Source organism: Flavobacterium ammonificans (assembly GCF_020886115.1).
GTDB classification, from domain to species: domain Bacteria; phylum Bacteroidota; class Bacteroidia; order Flavobacteriales; family Flavobacteriaceae; genus Flavobacterium; species Flavobacterium ammonificans.
On sequence record NZ_AP025185.1, the window covers coordinates 16,861 to 36,546 of the forward strand.

Annotated in this window: 9 protein-coding genes; 1 reads left to right on the forward strand and 8 read right to left on the reverse strand. The window is 34.5% G+C overall.

Translation table 11 applies throughout. The annotated features are described in order from the left end of the window. Positions 1-61: 61 nt before the first annotated feature. The 5 genes from LPC20_RS00085 to LPC20_RS00105 form a co-directional block, all read right to left on the reverse strand. Positions 62-1,471 carry an APC family permease gene (locus LPC20_RS00085; RefSeq protein ID WP_229325291.1) on the reverse strand — a complete coding sequence of 470 codons (1,410 nt, stop codon included), beginning with the start codon at positions 1,469-1,471 and terminating at the stop codon, positions 62-64. Between the two features lie 135 nt (positions 1,472-1,606). Continuing rightward, positions 1,607-3,076, reverse strand: coding sequence for a C40 family peptidase (locus LPC20_RS00090; protein WP_229325293.1), 1,470 nt, complete (start codon positions 3,074-3,076; stop codon positions 1,607-1,609). A gap of 259 nt (positions 3,077-3,335) precedes the next feature. Next, the gene (locus tag LPC20_RS00095) at positions 3,336-6,107 is read right to left on the reverse strand and encodes a bifunctional aconitate hydratase 2/2-methylisocitrate dehydratase (RefSeq protein ID WP_229327160.1); all 2,772 of its coding nucleotides are present in this window, start codon (positions 6,105-6,107) and stop codon (positions 3,336-3,338) included. Between the two features lie 264 nt (positions 6,108-6,371). Further along, complete coding sequence (locus tag LPC20_RS00100; RefSeq protein ID WP_229325295.1) at positions 6,372-7,325, reverse strand: AAA family ATPase; 954 nt, start codon at positions 7,323-7,325, stop codon at positions 6,372-6,374. 84 nt (positions 7,326-7,409) lie between these two features. Beyond that, entirely contained in the window at positions 7,410-8,843 is a 1,434-nt protein-coding gene (locus LPC20_RS00105) for a peptidylprolyl isomerase (protein ID WP_229325297.1), read from the reverse strand. Positions 8,844-9,254: 411 nt separating this feature from the next. Between LPC20_RS00105 and LPC20_RS00110 the strand changes: the two genes are divergently transcribed. After that, the gene (locus tag LPC20_RS00110) at positions 9,255-10,844 is read left to right on the forward strand and encodes a peptide chain release factor 3 (protein WP_229325299.1); all 1,590 of its coding nucleotides are present in this window, start codon (positions 9,255-9,257) and stop codon (positions 10,842-10,844) included. 41 nt (positions 10,845-10,885) lie between these two features. Here LPC20_RS00110 and LPC20_RS00115 read toward each other — a convergent pair whose 3' ends face one another. The 3 genes from LPC20_RS00115 to rpoB form a co-directional block, all read right to left on the reverse strand. Beyond that, entirely contained in the window at positions 10,886-11,185 is a 300-nt protein-coding gene (locus LPC20_RS00115; protein WP_229325301.1) for a DUF3467 domain-containing protein, read from the reverse strand. A 71-nt stretch (positions 11,186-11,256) separates the two neighbouring features. Then, entirely contained in the window at positions 11,257-15,567 is a 4,311-nt protein-coding gene (rpoC, locus tag LPC20_RS00120; RefSeq protein WP_229325303.1) for a DNA-directed RNA polymerase subunit beta', read from the reverse strand. Between the two features lie 266 nt (positions 15,568-15,833). Further along, positions 15,834-19,646, reverse strand: a complete 3,813-nt coding sequence (rpoB, locus tag LPC20_RS00125; protein WP_229325305.1) for a DNA-directed RNA polymerase subunit beta — start codon at positions 19,644-19,646, stop codon at positions 15,834-15,836. Between the last annotated feature and the right edge of the window lie 40 nt (positions 19,647-19,686).

Genomic DNA, 19,686 nt, shown 5'->3' on the forward strand with positions numbered 1-19,686 from the left:
CATAATCCAAAAAGCCGGCTTGAATCTACAAGCCGGCTTTTCTATTTATTTTAAACACAATTTATTCCTTAGGTTTTGTAAAATAGTAAATCGGTATTCCAGTCAACATAATTAATACACCCCAACCACAAGTTGAAAATTTAGTGAACAATAATGAAACACAAACTGCCGTAGCAATCACAATATATAGCATTGGTAAGAATGGATAACCAAAAGCTTTATAAGGCCTCTCAACATCTGGCATTTTCTTACGAAGTATAAAAATTCCATAAATAGTAAGAATATAGAATATTAAAACTATTATGATTACAAAGTCTAATAAATCTCCATACTTCCCCGTTAAACATAAAAGCGAAGCCCAAACGCATTGTACCCAAAGCGCCCATTCTGGAACACTAGCCGAATTTAAATTAGCTGCCTTTTTCAAAAAAAGACCATCTTTAGCCATCGTGTAATAAACTCTAGCACCTGCCATAATCAAACCATTATTACAAGCAAATGTGGAAATCATAATCATTACAGCAATAATAATTGTTCCCATATCCCCAAAAGTATATTGAGAGGATACTACTGCTACTCGATCGGATTTAGCAGTTGCAATTTCTTCAAGAGGAATTACTGCTAAATACATTAAATTAGTTAATACATAAATAATAGTAACTATAAAAGTTCCAAGAAACAAACTCAAACCTACATTGCGTTTTGGATTTTTAATTTCTCCAGCAATAAAAGTTACTCCATTCCAGGCATCACTCGAAAACAAAGACCCAACCATAGCTGCAGAAATACCAGTTAACAAAGCAGTTCCACCTATTGGCAACCACGAACCAGTATCGGAATTAAATGAACGTGTATTCCAGGCGTCAGACCAATTCGCATTCCAAACTTCTGCTTTTGCAGCTAACAACAATCCGAAAATTATCAAACCAAATAAAGACAGAATTTTAATAACAGTCAAAATTGTTTGTAATGTTTTACTATTCTTAACGCCTCTGCTATTAACATAAGTAAGCAAAACAATTGTGATTATTGATACAATTTGAGCTGCATTTAATTGAAACGAACTAAATTCAAATAGTATATTTTCATCACTAAGCGAAGGAATTAAATACGCTGCAAATTTGGAAAAACCAACACCAACAGCCGCAATGGTTCCTGTTTGAATAACTGCGAAGAAACTCCAACCGTATAAAAAAGCAATTAATTTATTATAAGCCTCTTTTAAATATACATATTGGCCACCCGCTTTAGGAAACATAGCACTCAACTCTCCATAACTTACCGCAGCAATCATTGTTATAACTCCAGAAACCAACCAAATTAAAGTTAGCCAACCTGCCGATCCAACTTGTCTTGCAATGTCAGCACTGACAATAAAAATCCCAGATCCTATCATTGAACCTACGACTAACATTGTTCCGTCTAATAATCCTAATTCGCGCTTAAAATCTTCAGGTTGATTTTCTTTCATATTTATATTTATAGGTTTAGGTTAAATTTTGGTTGGTTAAAGATATACATTTTTTCAAAAAAATATTTCTAACAAATTAAACTAAGTATTATGCCATAAAAAAACTCCTCAAATGAGGAGTTTTTTTTATAGTATTTACTGCTGAAGCACCCTATTTATTTGAGTAAAATTCTTCTCATAATACTTTTCTTTTGTAGATGATATTATTACACCGCCATGAGTAGCAGAGTGAATGAATTTTATTTCGCCATCATTTACCTCTACTATCATCCCCACATGGTTAATTTGATTAGCTCCTCTAGTCTTGAAGAATATCAAATCACCTTTTTGAGCTTGATTAGGATCGACTACAGTACCAATGGTAGCCATCTGATGTGAGGATCTAGGTAATTTAATATCCAGAGAACTAAAAGTAGCATACATTAAACCGGAGCAGTCAAAACCATTTTTTGAAGTTCCTCCTGAACGGTATCTTGATCCCAAATTATCTGATGCCATTCGAATTAATTCATCAGCAAGTTCCTCGCTCGTATTCCATTTTGCCAAACTACTCGCAATGGTTAAATTCTCTTGATTTGCATCTGTTTGATTCGTCGTTTCAGCAATTAATTTAGTATCATCTGAAACTTCTTCTTGAATCGCTTTTGCACCAACAATTTTCAATTTAGCGCCAACATATAAATTTTTAGCAATAGAAGGATTCTGTATTTCTAATTCCGAAACCGAAATTCCATACTTTTTGGCAATTCCATATTTAGTTTCTTTTGGAAGCACTTCATACGAAATAGTCGCTACATTTTCTTCAATTGCTTCCTTTTTAACTGTTACAACTTCCTCTTTGACTTTGGTATTTTCTTGAACTCCAATTGATTTTACTGGCACAGTCTCAATTGGCTTTACAACTGTAGTAACTGCTGCAACACCTTCTTTTATGGGAATCACGATTTTCTGTCCCACCTTTAGGGCTTCCTTTTCTAATATCGGATTAGCTTTATCCAAATCATTTACTGAAATTCCATATTGTTTTGCTATTCCGAATTTTGTTTCTGATGCTACAACTTGATGTATTGTTGATTCGGTTTGTTTAGTATGAGGTAAAGTAACACTCTTTTCTTTTTTTTCTATTAGAACTACTTCTTTTATAGGTTCTAATTTTGCTGTTTCTTTCTTATTCTCTGTAACAATCTTTGTAATAACTTTAGAAGGTATTTTTATTTTTTGTCCTGCCTTTAAACCCGTTTCTACTAATTCTGGATTGGCGGCATTAAGTTCTTCTAAAGAAATCTCATATTGTTTTGCAATACCAAATAAAGTCTCTTTAGGCTGAACTTCGTGAGTGTTTTCAACAATTACAGTTTTTGATTCTGTTTTTGATTTAATAACCTTAGATGTCGTGCGTGGAATTAAAATAATGGATTCTACTTTTAATGTTCGACTGCAATCCGGGTTAAGTTCATAAATAGCACTAGGTTCTATTTTATATTTCTGAGCAATGGCAGTGATTGTTTCTCCTTTTTTTACAGTATGTTTTATCAACTTCTCTTGAGAAAAAACCAACGAAGAATTAACAAGTGTAAAAATAAATAATAATAGGTAGTATTTCATTTGTTCATTAATTTTCATCTCAATTCAAATTCTAAAATTTAAATAGCTACGCATTGAAAAAAACGTTAATGAGATTATTTTAAGGATTACAAAGGTAGGCCTTTTTACTAACTTAATAAGTTAATGCAATTATAAAATTGTTTAACACTAAATACAAAAGCCATTTCTGATTAATCAGTTATCTATTAAAAAGTAGGTTGCTTACAAAAAAAGCCTAAGATAAACTTAGGCTTTTTATTAGTTATAACACCATTAAATGTTATCCAACTAGTAATTTATGAGAAGGTGCAAACTTAGTTAAGTTAATTCCTTCTACTGCTTTTTTGTACTCTTCTATAGAAGGCGTTCTTCCTAAAACTGTTGACAAAACTACAACTGGAGTAGAAGACAACAATGACTCTCCTTTTTTCTCAGCAGAATCTTCCACTACCCTTCCTTGGAACAAACGAGTAGAAGTTGCCATAACGGTATCTCCTTTAGAAGCTTTCTCTTGGTTACCCATACAAAGGTTACAACCCGGACGCTCTAAATACAACATATTTTCATACTCTGTACGTGCAGCTCCCTTAGGGGCATTATCATCAAATTCAAATCCTGAATATTTTTGTAATACTTCCCAATCGCCTTCCGCTTTTAATTCATCAACAATATTGTAAGTTGGTGGCGCAACCACTAAAGGTGCTTTAAATTCCACTTTACCTTCTTGTTTTTCAATATTTTTAAGCATTTGAGCTAATATTTTCATATCGCCTTTGTGCACCATACAAGATCCGATAAATCCTAAATCTACTTTTTTAGTTCCTCCATAAAAAGAAAGAGGTCTAATGGTATCGTGCGTATATCGTTTAGAAACATCTTTATTATTTACATCTGGATCAGCAATCATAGGCTCATTGATAATATCTAAGTCTATTTCTACCTCAGCATAATACTTTGCATTAGCATCAGGACGTAAAGCAGGTTTATCTCCCGTTTTAATTTCTTCAATTCGCTTATTAGCTTTATTGATAAGACCTTGAAGCACTTTAGTAGCATTATCCATTCCCTTATCAATCATGATTTGGATTCTGCCTTTGGCAATTTCCAATGATTCAATCAAGGTATCATCTTCTGAAATACAGATAGACGCTTTTGCTTTCATTTCAGCAGACCAATCTGTAAAAGTAAAGGCTTGATCGGCTGTTAAAGTTCCAATATGTACTTCGATAATTCTACCTTGGAACACATTTTCGCCACCAAATTTATGTAGCATTTGCGCTTGAGTAGCGTGAACTACATCACGGAAATCCATATACGATTTCATAGTTCCTTTGAAGGTAACCTTAACTGATTCTGGAATTGGCATTGATGCCTCACCTGTAGCTAAAGCCAATGCTACAGTCCCTGAGTCAGCACCAAAAGCTACCCCTTTTGACATTCTTGTATGAGAGTCACCACCAATAATGATAGCCCAGTCATCAATAGTGATATCGTTCAATACTTTATGAATAACGTCTGTCATTGCGTGATAAACACCTTTTGGGTCACGAGCTGTAATCAATCCAAAATCATTCATAAATTGCATTAATTTTGGAATATTAGCTTGTGCTTTTTTATCCCAAACTGAAGCAGTATGACATCCAGATTGGTATGCTCCATCAACAATTGGCGAAATCACTTTGGCTGCCATAGATTCTAATTCTTGAGCAGTCATCAATCCTGTTGTATCTTGCGAACCAACAATATTTACTTCTACACGAACATCTGAACCGGCATGTAATACTTTACCTGGAGTATTTCCAACTGCATTTTTATTGAATATTTTTTCAACAGCTGTAAGTCCTTGTCCTGGATTCGAAACCTCTTTTGAAGGCGCAAAAACAGTAGGAATATCAATTCCTAAAACTTTACAAGCAAAGGTTTGAATTTTTTTACCAAAAACAATAGCATAAGATCCACCCGCTTTGATAAACTCTATTTTTTGTGGTGTAAATGATCTTGAAATATCAATCAATTCTTGATCGCCATTGTATAATTTTTTAGTTTTTGTATTAATCGTTAAAACTGTACCTGTAGCAACAGAATATACTTGCTCTAATACGGTTTCTCCATTTTCATCGCGAACTAATTCACCATTGTCATCCGTTTTCTTAACCCAGTTTTTTAGATCAATTCCAATACCTCCTGTTACATCAACAGTAGTTAAGAAAATTGGAGAAATACCATTAGTCCCCCCAACAATTGGTGCAATATTTACAAATGGAATATACGGACTAGCTTGCTTTCCTGTCCAAAGTGCCACGTTGTTCACTCCTGACATTCTAGAAGATCCAACACCCATTGTTCCTTTTTCAGCGATTAACATCACACTTTTATCTGGATGTTGCGCTTGAAGGGCTTGAATCTCTTGTTGTGCTTGAGGCGTAATCATACATTTACCGTGCAATTCACGATCTGAACGCGAGTGCGCTTGATTACCTGGTGATAATAAATCCGTTGAAATATCTCCTTCTCCAGCAATAAAAGTAACTACTTTGATTTCTTCTGCAATTTCTGGCAATTTTGTAAAAAACTCCGCTTTTGCATAGCTTTCTAAAATAGCTGTAGCTGTAGCATTCCCATTTGTGTATGCTTCTTTCAATCGAGCCGTGTCAGCATCATAAAGATACACTTGTGTTTTAAGCACATCCGCTGCTTGTTTTGCAATAGCAATATCATTACCTAAAGCCAAATCAAGTAAAACTTCAATAGAAGTTCCACCTTTCATATGAGACAATAATTCAAATGCAAAATCAGGAGTAATTTCATTAACTATTTCTTTTCCAAGAATAATATCTTTTAAGAAATAGGCTTTTTTACCAGCAGCACTTGTGGTTCCTGGCAATGTATTGTATATGAAAAAGTTGAGACAATCTTTTCTGTTCGGCGAATTTACATCTTTAATCTGTAAGATAATTTCACTTAGTAGATCTGCACTATCAATTGGTTTTGGGTGTAATCCTTGACCTTTACGTTCTTCAATTTCTTTGATGTAGTCATTGTAAAGATGCATTGTATTATCTAAACTCATAATATATTTGTTATAATTATTTTTCTATCACAAATTTAAGTATTCTCGACGAGAATTAAAAATAATTTAACAAAAGTCGGGATACTAACAATTATTATTATAAAAAAACGAGTTAAGATAGATTAAATTATTAAAACAATAATTTAATTGAATAGTTGCTAGATAATTATCAAAAAACAATTAGTAAAATAAGAATAATTCTAATGGATAGAATATTCATGAAATTTAGAACATAACTAGGGTTAATTACAGAATTTGACTTATAATTTCTTCTTCTGTAATCCCTTCAGCATCTGCTTTATAGTTTTTTATAATTCGATGACGAAGAATACCAACTGCAACCGCTTTTACATCTTCAATGTCAGGAGAATATTTCCCATTAAAAGCCGCATGTGTTTTAGCTGCTAAAACTAAATTTTGCGAAGCTCTAGGACCAGCTCCCCAATCTAAATAATTTTTCACATAGTCATTTGACAACAAACTGTCTGGGCGTGTTTTACCAACCAAACCTACGGCATATTCAATTACATTATCCGCAACTGGAATTCGACGAATCAATTGTTGAAAATCGATAATTTCTTGAGCCGAAAATAAGGATTGAACTTCCCATTTCTTGTCTGATGTCGTTTGTTTTACAACTAGAACTTCTTCTTCAAAAGTGGGATATTCTAATTTGATAGCAAACATAAATCGGTCCAATTGCGCCTCTGGCAGAGGATAAGTTCCTTCCTGCTCAATTGGGTTTTGAGTAGCTAAAACAAAATAAGGTAAATTTAATTGGTGTTTATAGCCCGCTACAGTAACCGAACGTTCTTGCATCGCTTCCAACAAAGCAGCTTGTGTCTTTGGAGGAGTCCTGTTAATTTCATCCGCTAAAACAATATTGGTAAAAACAGGTCCCTTAATGAATTTAAATTGCCTATTCTCGTCCAAAATTTCACTTCCTAAAATATCTGAAGGCATCAAATCTGGTGTAAATTGAATGCGCTTGAAATCCAAACCTAAGGCCTGGGCCAAAGTATTCACCATTAATGTTTTTGCAAGACCTGGCACGCCTACTAATAAAGCATGACCTCCAGAAAAAACAGCCAGTAAAATTTGATCTATAACCGCATCCTGCCCAACAATAATTTTGGCAATTTCATTTTTAAGAGCAGCTCTTTTTTGAACTAAGTTATGAATAGCGGTTACATCTGACATAGTATAGGACGATTTAAATTAAAAAGAGTTAGCAACATGATTTGAATTCATAAAGCTAACTCTTTTTTGATTTATTTTAAAAAATTATTTTTTCAACCAATTATTTGTAAATGAACAATCTTTATATTCTCCAATTATTTTTATATAGGTGTCTTTAATTTTATCATCAAACCATTTTCCGATAGCTTTGATTTGCTTCTCCTTTAAAGCTAATTCTTTAATTTTAGTATAATCTTTGGCATAATCAGCGGTATGCTCATTAATTCTATTAGTTACGGTAACCAATTTAAATTGTTTTTTTCCTTCTTGCGGCTCCTCAACAAATGGACTTGACAATTCATTTTCCTTTAAATTAGAAACTTGAGCATACAAACTCGGATCCATTTTTGTCAATTCAAAACGGGTGTCTTGTGTTTTTGGATTAATTAAAACTCCACCATTAGTTCTAGTTTCTTTCTCATCAGAAAGGGTTCTGGCTGCTTCCGCAAAAGTAATTTCTTTATCTAAAATTCGTTTACGAATTAAAGTGATTTTCTCTTTAGCCTCAAGTAAGGCTTCCTCTGTAACTTTTGGTGCTAATAAAATGTGACGCAATTCAACTTCTTGCCCCTTAACTTTTTCAACAAAAATAATATGATACCCATATTCTGTCTCAAAAGGCTCTGATATTTCTCCTTCATCAAGACTAAATGCAACATCTTTAAATTCTTTTACAAATGGAGTTTTTCGGTTCATTTTGTAATAACCACCACTGGATCTTGATCCTGGATCTTGAGAATAAAGTACCGCTTTGGTTGCAAAACTTGACCCCTCTTGAATCTCTTTTTTGAACCCATTCAATCGATCTATAACTTTCTGTTTATCAGCATCCGAAATTTTAGGTTTAACCACAATTTGGGCAACCTCCATTTCAGCACTAAAAACAGGCAATTCATCTTTTGGTATTTTCTTGAAAAAATTTCGAACTTCTTCTGGAGTAATTTCAACATCATCTACAATTTTCTTTTGCATTTCAGTCGTTAACTTGTTCTCTTTTAGAATATCAAAAAAATATGTCCTAAAGTCTTCTTCATTATCTTTCTTGTAGTATTCCACAATTTTATCCATAGAACCCAACTGCTCTGTCATATAATTCAAACGTTCATCCATCATAGTTTTCACCTCTGAATCTGTAACCTTGACACTGTCCTGAACTGCTTGATGCGCATACAGTTTATCTTCCATTAGTTTACCTAACATCTGACATCTTGTTATATCTTTTACAGAACCACCTTGACTAGAAATTTCTAAATAAGCTTTGTCAATATCTGAATCTAGGATGATATATTCCCCCACTGTAGCAATAATTCCATCTATTTTAATTTTTTTAGAAGAATCTACTTTTGGAGTTTCTTTTACGGGATTGTCTTTGATAATTTCTTGAGCAGAAACCAAGGCAACTGAAAAAATAAGTAGTAAAGTTAAAATATGTTTTTTATTGTTTAAAAAACTTGAGATAAACGGAAATTGAAAAATCATTTTTATTGGTTTATTTAATGAACAAATCCAAAGCAATACAAAGACTGACTTAGTTTGTAGACTTAAAATAGTAAAGTCGAAAATTTAGTTTAGAAATCAAAATTAACTTAAATTCCATAACTGCCAACAAAAATAACAAATACAATAGAGAATACAAGTGAAGTGAGTACTATTAACAAAAAATTATTACGATGCTTGCTAGAATAGCTTTTTTAATTAAAGTGCTATTAATCCTGGTTATCGGAAAACTACATTCTATTGAAGTTTAACAGTATTAACATCATTTAAAGTGTTACTATTGAGTTGAACTAAATTGATTTAAATTCAATCCTTGAAATACATCATAGAAATAAAATTGTAATTAGTTATTTAGTGAAGTAAATAGTATTTTTGCAATCCATTATAGCAATTATGAGTTTTTTAGAAGAAATACAACGCAGGAGAACATTTGGAATTATTTCCCATCCCGATGCCGGGAAAACTACGCTAACTGAAAAATTACTTCTTTTTGGAGGGGCGATTCAGGAAGCGGGTGCTGTGAAAAACAACAAGATCAAGAAAGGTGCAACTTCCGATTTTATGGAGATTGAACGTCAAAGAGGGATTTCGGTTTCGACTTCGGTTTTGGCATTCAATTATAAAGAGAAAAAAATCAACATTCTTGACACACCCGGGCATAAGGATTTTGCTGAAGATACATTTCGAACGTTAACTGCAGTAGATAGTGTAATTGTTGTGATTGACGTTGCCAAAGGGGTCGAGGAACAAACTGAAAAATTAGTTTCGGTTTGCCGAATGAGAAACATCCCAATTATTGTTTTCATCAATAAATTAGACCGTGAAGGAAAAGATGCTTTTGACTTGATGGATGAAGTGGAGCAAAAGTTAGGTTTGACGGTTACACCTTTGAGTTTCCCAATCGGAATGGGATATGACTTTCAAGGTATTTATAATTTATGGGAGCAAAACATCAACTTGTTTAGCGGAGATAGTCGTAAAAATATTGAAGAAACAATAGCTTTTTCAGACGTGCAAAGTCCGGAATTAGAAAAAATAATTGGCCAGAAACCCGCTGATAAATTACGTGAAGAACTAGAATTAATCGACGAGGTTTATCCAAAATTTGACCGTCAGGACTATTTAGACGGAAAATTGCAACCTGTATTTTTTGGTTCAGCTTTGAATAATTTTGGGGTTAGAGAATTGCTAGATTGCTTTGTAGCCATTGCTCCTTCACCTCGACCTAAAGATTCAGAAACGCGTTTAGTGGATCCAAAAGAAGAAAAAATGTCGGGCTTTGTATTCAAAATTCACGCGAATATGGATCCAAAACACCGTGACCGTTTAGCATTTATCAAAATTGTTTCGGGAACTTTTGAACGCAACAAACCGTATTTCCACGTACGGCAAAAGAAGAATTTAAAATTTTCAAGTCCCAACGCCTTTTTTGCTGAAAAAAAAGAAATTGTAGATATCTCCTACCCTGGTGATATTGTGGGATTGCACGATACCGGAAACTTCAAAATTGGTGATACTTTAACCGAAGGAGAAGCGATGAGTTTTAAAGGTATTCCGAGTTTCTCACCAGAACACTTCCGTTACATTAATAATGCTGACCCATTAAAAGCGAAACAACTAGACAAAGGAGTAGACCAATTAATGGACGAAGGAGTGGCGCAGTTGTTTACATTAGAAATGAATAATCGTAAAGTAATTGGAACGGTAGGGGCACTTCAGTACGAAGTTATTCAATACCGTTTAGAACATGAATATGGTGCAAAATGTACCTATGAAAACTTTCCCGTTCACAAGGCTTGTTGGGTAAAACCAGATGATGCTAAAAATGAGGAATTCAAAGAATTCAAACGCATCAAACAAAAGTTTTTGGCACACGATAAATACGGACAATTAGTTTTTTTAGCTGATTCTGATTTTACAATTCAAATGACGCAAAGTAAATACCCTACTGTAAAATTATTTTTCACTTCAGAATTTGATTAGATACAAAAAAAGAGGCTCCAAATATTGGAGCCTCTTTTTTTTTATGCTTGTCCCGCAGGACCAAAATTCAGTGGAATTGGAACTTGCTCTGTATCTTTAATTTCGCCATGAGCAATTTCAAAACGATGTATATTTTCTCCAATAGCTTTTAATAATCTTTTAGCATGTTGTGGAGTTAAAACAATTCTTGATTTAACTTTTGCTTTAGGAATTCCCGGCATAATGCTCACGAAATCTAAAACAAATTCTGAAGAAGAATGATTAATTATAGCCAAATTAGAATAAATCCCTTCAGCTGTTTGCTCATCTAATTCAATATTGATTTGCTCTTGTTGCTCCATAATAAAAAAATTAAAAAAGTAAAAAAATCAAAGTCTGTATTCCTACAGACTTTGAAAATTTATGAATTGAATTAATAAATATACTCCTCTTTGTTAGCCATCATTTCATTGTAATCATCTTTAGATCCAACAATAGTATGATCGTATTCTCTCATACCTGTACCTGCTGGAATTCTGTGACCTACAATTACATTTTCTTTCAGACCTTCTAAGTAATCAACTTTACCTGCTACTGCAGCTTCGTTTAATACTTTAGTAGTTTCTTGGAAAGAAGCTGCTGAAATGAATGATTTCGTTTGTAAAGATGCTCTAGTTATACCTTGAAGTACTGGCGTAGCAGTTGCTGTAATTACATCACGTGCTACAACTAGGTTTTTATCTGTACGTTTTAACAATGAGTTTTCATCACGCAACTGACGCGGTGTGATAATTTGTCCTGGTTTCAATGTATCAGAATCACCTGCATCTTCTACCACTTTCATTCCGTATAACTTATCGTTTTCTAAGATGAAATCTTTAGTATGGATTAATTGATCTTCTAAGAACAAAGTATCTCCTGGATCTTGAACACGTACTTTACGCATCATTTGACGAATAACTACTTCAAAGTGTTTGTCGTTAATTTTTACCCCTTGTAAACGGTATACTTCTTGAATTTCATTTACCAAGTACTGTTGTACAGCAGCTGGCCCTTGAATTCTCAAAATATCATCAGGAGTAATAGCACCATCAGACAAAGGAACACCTGCTTTTACAAAGTCATTTTCTTGAACCAAGATTTGACTAGATAATTTAACTAGGTATTTCTTCACTTCACCAAATTTAGATTCGATGATGATTTCGCGATTACCACGTTTGATTTTTCCGAAAGATACAACACCATCAATTTCAGACACTACAGCTGGATTTGATGGATTACGAGCTTCTAACAACTCGGTAATTCTTGGTAAACCTCCAGTGATATCTCCAGATTTAGAAGAACGACGTGGAATTTTAACTAAAATCTTACCGGCTTTAATTTTCTCGCCATCATCAACCATCAAGTGAGCTCCAACAGGTAAGTTGTACGAACGAATCAATTCATTGTCTTTACCGTAAACCAATAAAGTTGGAATTAATTTTTTGTTTCTTGACTCAGAAATTACTTTTTCTTGGAAACCAGTTTGCTCATCAATTTCTACCATGAACGATTGTCCTTGCTCTAAATCTTCATAAGCAATTTTACCAGTAAACTCGGAAATAATAACTCCATTATATGGATCCCATTTACAGATTACTTCTCCTTTTGCAACTGACTGTCCGTCTTTTACAAAAATACTAGAACCGTAAGGGATATTATTTGTACTTAATAAAATACCTGTTTTTTCATCGATTAATTTCAATTCAGTAGAACGAGAAACAACAATATCCACAGCGTTTCCTTCGCTATCTTCTCCTTTAACTGTTTTTAAATCCTCGATTTCAAGTTTACCTGGGAAACGAGCAATAATACTTGACTCCTCAGATATACCTCCCGCAACCCCACCTACGTGGAATGTACGAAGTGTCAATTGTGTTCCAGGCTCTCCAATAGATTGAGCAGCAATTACACCAACAGCTTCTCCTCTTTGCGTAATTTTTCCAGTAGCTAAGTTTCTACCGTAACATTTAGCACAGATTCCTTTTAAAGCCTCACAAGTTAATGGAGAACGAACTTCAACTTTTTCAATTGGCGAAGCTTCAATTGCTTTAACAATTGCTTCTGTTATTTGTTCTCCAGATGCAACTAATACTTCGTTATCCAAAGGATTAATAACATCTTGTAATGCAACTCGTCCAAGAATTCTTTCACCTAAAGATTCTACGATTTCTTCGTTTTTCTTCAAAGCAGAAACTTCAACACCTCTTAAAGTACCACAATCATCAATGTTTACAATAACATCTTGAGAAACGTCATGTAATCTTCTTGTCAAGTACCCTGCATCGGCAGTTTTAAGAGCGGTATCCGCTAGACCTTTACGAGCACCGTGAGTAGAAATAAAGTACTCAAGGATCGATAGACCTTCCTTAAAGTTAGATAAAATCGGGTTTTCAATAATTTCACCACCACCAGCAGTTGATTTTTTTGGCTTAGCCATCAAACCACGCATACCAGTCAACTGACGAATTTGTTCTTTAGATCCCCTTGCTCCAGAATCAAGCATCATATACACAGAGTTGAAACCTTGTTGGTCTTCTCTAATGTTTTTCATTGCTGCCTCTGTCAATTGAGCATTGGTTGAAGTCCATACATCAATAACTTGGTTATAACGTTCGTTATTGGTGATAAGACCCATGTTATAGTTAGCAGAAATACCTTCAACTTGCGCTCTAGCATCTGCAATTAATTGTGGTTTTTGATCTGGAATACGAATATCTCCTAATGAGAATGACAATCCACCTTTAAAGGCAAATTTGTACCCCATATCTTTCATATTATCCAAGAAAGCAGCTGTAGTAGGTACATCAGTTACACTTAAAATGTGACCAATAATATCTCTTAAGTTTTTCTTAGTTAATACATCATTGATATATCCAGCAGCTTCAGGAACTACTTCATTAAACAAGACACGACCCGCAGTAGTTTGGATTATTTTGTAAACCAACTCTCCATTTTCGTTAAAATCTTTTGCTCTAATTTTTACACGAGCATTCAATTCTAATTGTCCTTCGTTTAATGCGATGTTTACCTCTTCAGCAGAATAGAAAGTCAAATCTTGACCTAAAATTTTATGCTCAGGAGTTGATAAACGTTCTTTGGTCATATAATACAGACCCAAAACCATGTCCTGAGAAGGTACCGTGATAGGCGCTCCATTAGCAGGGTTCAAAATATTGTGAGAAGCCAACATTAATAATTGTGCTTCCAAGATTGCTTCTGGTCCTAATGGCAAGTGAACCGCCATCTGGTCACCATCAAAATCCGCGTTAAATGCCGTACACACTAAAGGGTGCAATTGGATTGCTTTTCCTTCAATTAATTTTGGCTGGAACGCTTGGATACCTAAACGGTGCAAAGTAGGAGCACGATTCAGTAATACTGGGTGTCCTTTAATTACATTTTCAAGGATGTCCCAAACTACAGGCTCTTTTTTGTCAATTATTTTTTTAGCTGATTTTACCGTTTTAACAATACCTCTTTCAATCAATTTACGGATTACAAAAGGTTTGTACAATTCAGATGCCATATCTTTTGGGATACCACATTCAAATAATTTCAACTCAGGTCCAACAACAATTACCGAACGAGCAGAATAATCAACACGTTTTCCAAGTAAGTTTTGACGGAAACGTCCTTGCTTACCTTTCAATGAATCAGATAATGATTTTAATGGTCTGTTTGATTCTGTTTTTACTGCAGATGCTTTACGAGTATTATCGAAAAGTGAATCCACAGATTCTTGCAACATACGTTTTTCGTTTCTCAAGATAACTTCAGGAGCTTTAATCTCCATCAATCTTTTCAAACGGTTGTTACGTATAATTACACGACGGTATAAATCATTCAAATCAGAAGTAGCAAAACGACCTCCATCTAGTGGCACAAGCGGACGTAATTCTGGTGGAATAACTGGAACTACTTTCATAATCATCCACTCAGGACGGTTCTCACGGTTCAAGTTAGACTCACGGAAAGATTCTACAACTTGTAATCTTTTTAATGCTTCTGTTTTACGTTGTTTAGACGTTTCATTGTTAGCACTATGACGTAAACTGTATGATAACTCGTCTAAGTCGATACGTGCTAATAAATCCATAATACACTCTGCTCCCATTTTGGCAACAAATTTATTTGGATCAAAATCGTCTAAATATTGATTGTCAGCAGGAAGTGTATCTAAAATATTCAAATACTCTTCTTCTGTCAAGAAATCTAATCGTTGTACTGGTTCTCCTTCAGCATTTTGAGCAATACCCGCTTGGATTACTACGTATCTTTCGTAGTAAATAATCATGTCTAATTTCTTAGACGGTAATCCAAGGATGTATCCAATTTTGTTTGGAAGCGAACGGAAATACCAGATATGAGCAATTGGCACAACAAGGTTGATGTGTCCTACTCTATCTCTACGTACTTTTTTCTCCGTAACTTCTACACCACATCGGTCACAAATAATTCCTTTATAACGAATTCTTTTGTATTTTCCACAAGCACATTCAAAATCCTTAACAGGACCAAAAATTCTTTCGCAGAAAAGTCCGTCACGCTCTGGTTTGTGCGTTCTGTAGTTGATAGTTTCAGGCTTTAACACTTCACCTCTTGATTCTTTTAAGATGGATTCAGGAGAAGCAAGTCCTATCGAAATTTTATTGAACCTTTTAACTGGGTTCTTATCCTTATTGTTATTTCTATTATTCATCATAGTTTTTACTATTGATTTAATTGCAATTAAAAAATTGATTTAGATTTATGATATGTTTCAATTTGTGGTTAAACTCTTCAAAACAAATCATTCAGCTAATACCTCGAATTACTTCTCTAAACTTCAAACTCTATTTGAAGTGCTAGTTATAAAAACCTAAAGGCTTCAATAAAAAATCGGAACGGTTTACGGGTATAAATCCTTAAAAACTTATTATAAATAAGTATTCAGTTCCAAAAAAATGGAACTGAATACAGCATTCTGTTTTATTCTTCTAATCTGATATCTAAACCAAGACCTTTTAATTCATGCATCAATACATTGAATGATTCTGGCAATCCTGGTTCTGGCATTGATTCACCTTTAACGATAGCTTCGTAAGATTTAGCTCTACCAATTACGTCATCTGATTTCACAGTCAAGATTTCTCTTAAAGTACTTGATGCGCCATACGCCTCAAGAGCCCAAACCTCCATCTCTCCAAAACGTTGACCTCCAAATTGAGCTTTACCACCCAATGGTTGTTGAGTAATCAACGAGTATGGTCCGATAGAACGTGCGTGCATTTTATCATCTACCATGTGTCCTAATTTCAACATATAGATAACACCCACAGTTGCAGCTTGGTGGAAACGTTCTCCAGTTCCTCCATCATAAAGATGTGTATGTCCAAAACGTGGTACACCTGCTTCATCAGTCAAGGCATTGATTTCGTCTAAAGAAGCACCATCAAAAATTGGAGTAGCAAATTTTCTACCCAAGTTCATTCCAGCCCATCCTAAAACAGTCTCATAAATCTGACCAATGTTCATACGAGATGGTACCCCAAGTGGATTCAATACGATATCTACTGGCGTTCCGTCTTCCAAGAAAGGCATATCTTCATGACGAACGATACGAGCAACAATACCTTTGTTACCGTGACGACCCGCCATTTTATCCCCAACTTTCAACTTACGTTTTTTAGCGATATATACTTTCGCTAATTTCAAGATTCCAGCTGGCAATTCATCTCCAACAGTAATCGTGAATTTTTCTCTACGTAAAGCTCCTTGTAAGTCGTTCAATTTAATTTTATAGTTATGAATCAAATCATTAACCATTTTATTAGTTGCATCATCAGCAACCCATTGACCTTTACTTAAGTGAGCAAAATCTTCAACAGCATATAACATTTTTTGAGTATATTTTTTACCTTTTGGTAAAACTTCTTCACCCAAATCGTTCATTACACCTTGAGATGTTTTCCCGTTTACGATTACGAACAATTTCTCAACTAATTTGTCTTTTAATTCAACAAATTTGGTTTCGAATTCTGATTCAAGTGCTGTTAAAGCATCTTTATCTTGCGTTCTCTTACGTTTATCTTTTACCGCTCTTGCGAATAATTTTTTGTCTAAAACAACACCGTGTAAAGATGGAGACGCTTTTAATGAAGCATCTTTTACATCACCTGCTTTATCTCCGAAGATGGCGCGAAGCAATTTCTCTTCTGGAGTAGGATCTGATTCTCCTTTTGGCGTAATTTTTCCGATAAGAATATCTCCAGGTTTCACCTCGGCTCCAATTCTGATCATACCGTTTTCATCCAAGTCTTTTGTAGCCTCTTCAGAAACGTTAGGAATATCATTCGTTAACTCTTCGTTACCTAATTTAGTATCTCTCACTTCTAATGAATAATCATCAACGTGAATAGAGGTAAAGATATCGTCGCGAACTACTTTCTCAGAAATTACAATCGCATCCTCAAAGTTGTACCCTTTCCAAGGCATGAAGGCTACTTTAAGGTTTCTACCTAAAGCTAACTCTCCATTTTGAGTTGCATATCCTTCAGATAAAACTTGACCTGGAACTACTCTATCCCCTTTTCTTACGATAGGTTTCAAGTTAATACTTGTTCCTTGGTTGGTTTTTCTAAACTTAATTAAATTGTATGTTTTCTCATCCGTATCAAAACTTACCATGCGCTCTTCTTCAGAACGATCGTATTTAATAGTAATGATGTTAGCATCAACGTACTCTACTACACCATGGCCTTCTGCATTTATTAAAACTCTAGAATCAGAAGCCACTTGACGCTCTAAACCAGTTCCTACAATTGGAGCTTCTGGGCGAATTAATGGTACAGCTTGACGCATCATGTTAGATCCCATCAACGCACGGTTCGCATCATCATGTTCCAAGAAAGGAATTAATGAAGCCGAAATCGATGCAATTTGGTTAGGAGCAACGTCTGTATAATGAACATTAGATGGTTCAATTACAGGGAAATCACCTTCTTGACGTGCAATTACGTTATCAGCAGTAATTTTTCCTGAATTATCCATTTGAATGTTTGCTTGCGCAATCATCATACCTTCTTCTTCTTCTGCGCTCAAGTAAACCGGAGTAGATTCTAAATCAACTACACCATTAGTTACTTTACGGTAAGGAGTCTCAATGAATCCCATACCATTCACTTTTGCATAAACACCTAAAGATGAAATCAAACCAATGTTTGGTCCCTCTGGAGTTTCAATTGGACATAAACGTCCGTAGTGCGTGTAGTGAACGTCACGAACCTCGAAACCAGCTCTTTCTCTTGAAAGTCCACCTGGTCCAAGTGCAGATAATCTTCTTTTGTGTGTAATCTCAGCTAATGGATTCGTTTGATCCATAAATTGAGACAACTGGTTAGTTCCAAAGAAAGAGTTGATTACTGATGATAATGTTTTAGCATTAATCAAATCAATAGGTGTAAACACCTCGTTATCTCTAACGTTCATTCTTTCTCTAATAGTTCTAGCCATACGAGCTAAACCAACACCGAATTGTTGAGACAATTGTTCTCCAACTGTTCTAACACGACGGTTTGATAAGTGATCAATATCATCAATCTCTGCTTTAGAGTTGATCAATTCAATCAAATATTTTACAATGGTAATGATATCTTCTTTGGTAAGCACTTGCTTTTCCATTGGGATATCCAAACCAAGTTTTTTGTTCATTCTATAACGACCTACTTCACCTAAGTTATAACGTTGGTCAGAGAAGAACAATTTATCGATAATGCCTCGAGCAGTTTCTTCATCAGGCGGTTCTGCGTTACGCAATTGTCTGTAAATATGCTCAACAGCTTCTTTTTCAGAGTTTGTTGGGTCTTTTTGTAACGTATTATGAATGATAGCATAATCACCTTGATTAGCATCTTCTTTATGTAACAAAATAGATTTAACATTAGAATCGATGATTTCTTCTACATTATCTTTGTCGATAATCGTATCTCTATCAAGGATAATCTCGTTACGTTCGATAGAAACAACTTCGCCAGTATCTTCGTCAACGAAATCTTCGTGCCATGTGTTCAATACACGTGCCGCTAATTTTCTACCAATATATTTTTTAAGTCCTGTTTTAGAAACTTTAATTTCTTCAGCAAGGTCAAAAATTTCAAGGATATCTTTATCTCTTTCGAAACCAATAGCTCTAAATAAAGTAGTTACTGGTAATTTTTTCTTTCTATCGATATAAGCATACATTACGCTATTGATATCAGTAGAAAATTCTATCCAAGAACCTTTAAAAGGAATTACTCTGGCAGAATATAATTTAGTTCCATTAGCATGGAATGATTGTCCAAAGAAAACACCAGGTGATCTGTGCAATTGAGAAACAACTACACGTTCAGCACCATTGATAACAAAAGTACCACTTGGAGTCATGTAAGGAATTGTTCCAAGATATACATCTTGTACAATAGTTTCAAAGTCTTCGTGTTCTGGATCTGTACAGTACAGTTTTAAACGCGCTTTTAAAGGCACACTATACGTAAGACCCCTTTCTATACATTCTTGAATTGTATAACGTGGTGGATCTACAAAATAATCGAGAAATTCTAATACAAAGTTATTTCTTGTATCTGTGATTGGGAAGTTTTCCATGAAGGTATTATACAACCCTTCGTCGCCTCTTTCGTCAGATTTAGTTTCCAATTGGAAAAAATCCTTAAACGATTTAACCTGTACATCTAGAAAATCTGGATATGCAGGAATATTTTTAGTAGAGGCAAAATTCAATCTTTCAGTCTGATTCGTTATCATCGATGGACAAAATTTTGATTTAAAAAAAGTAATTTTTTGT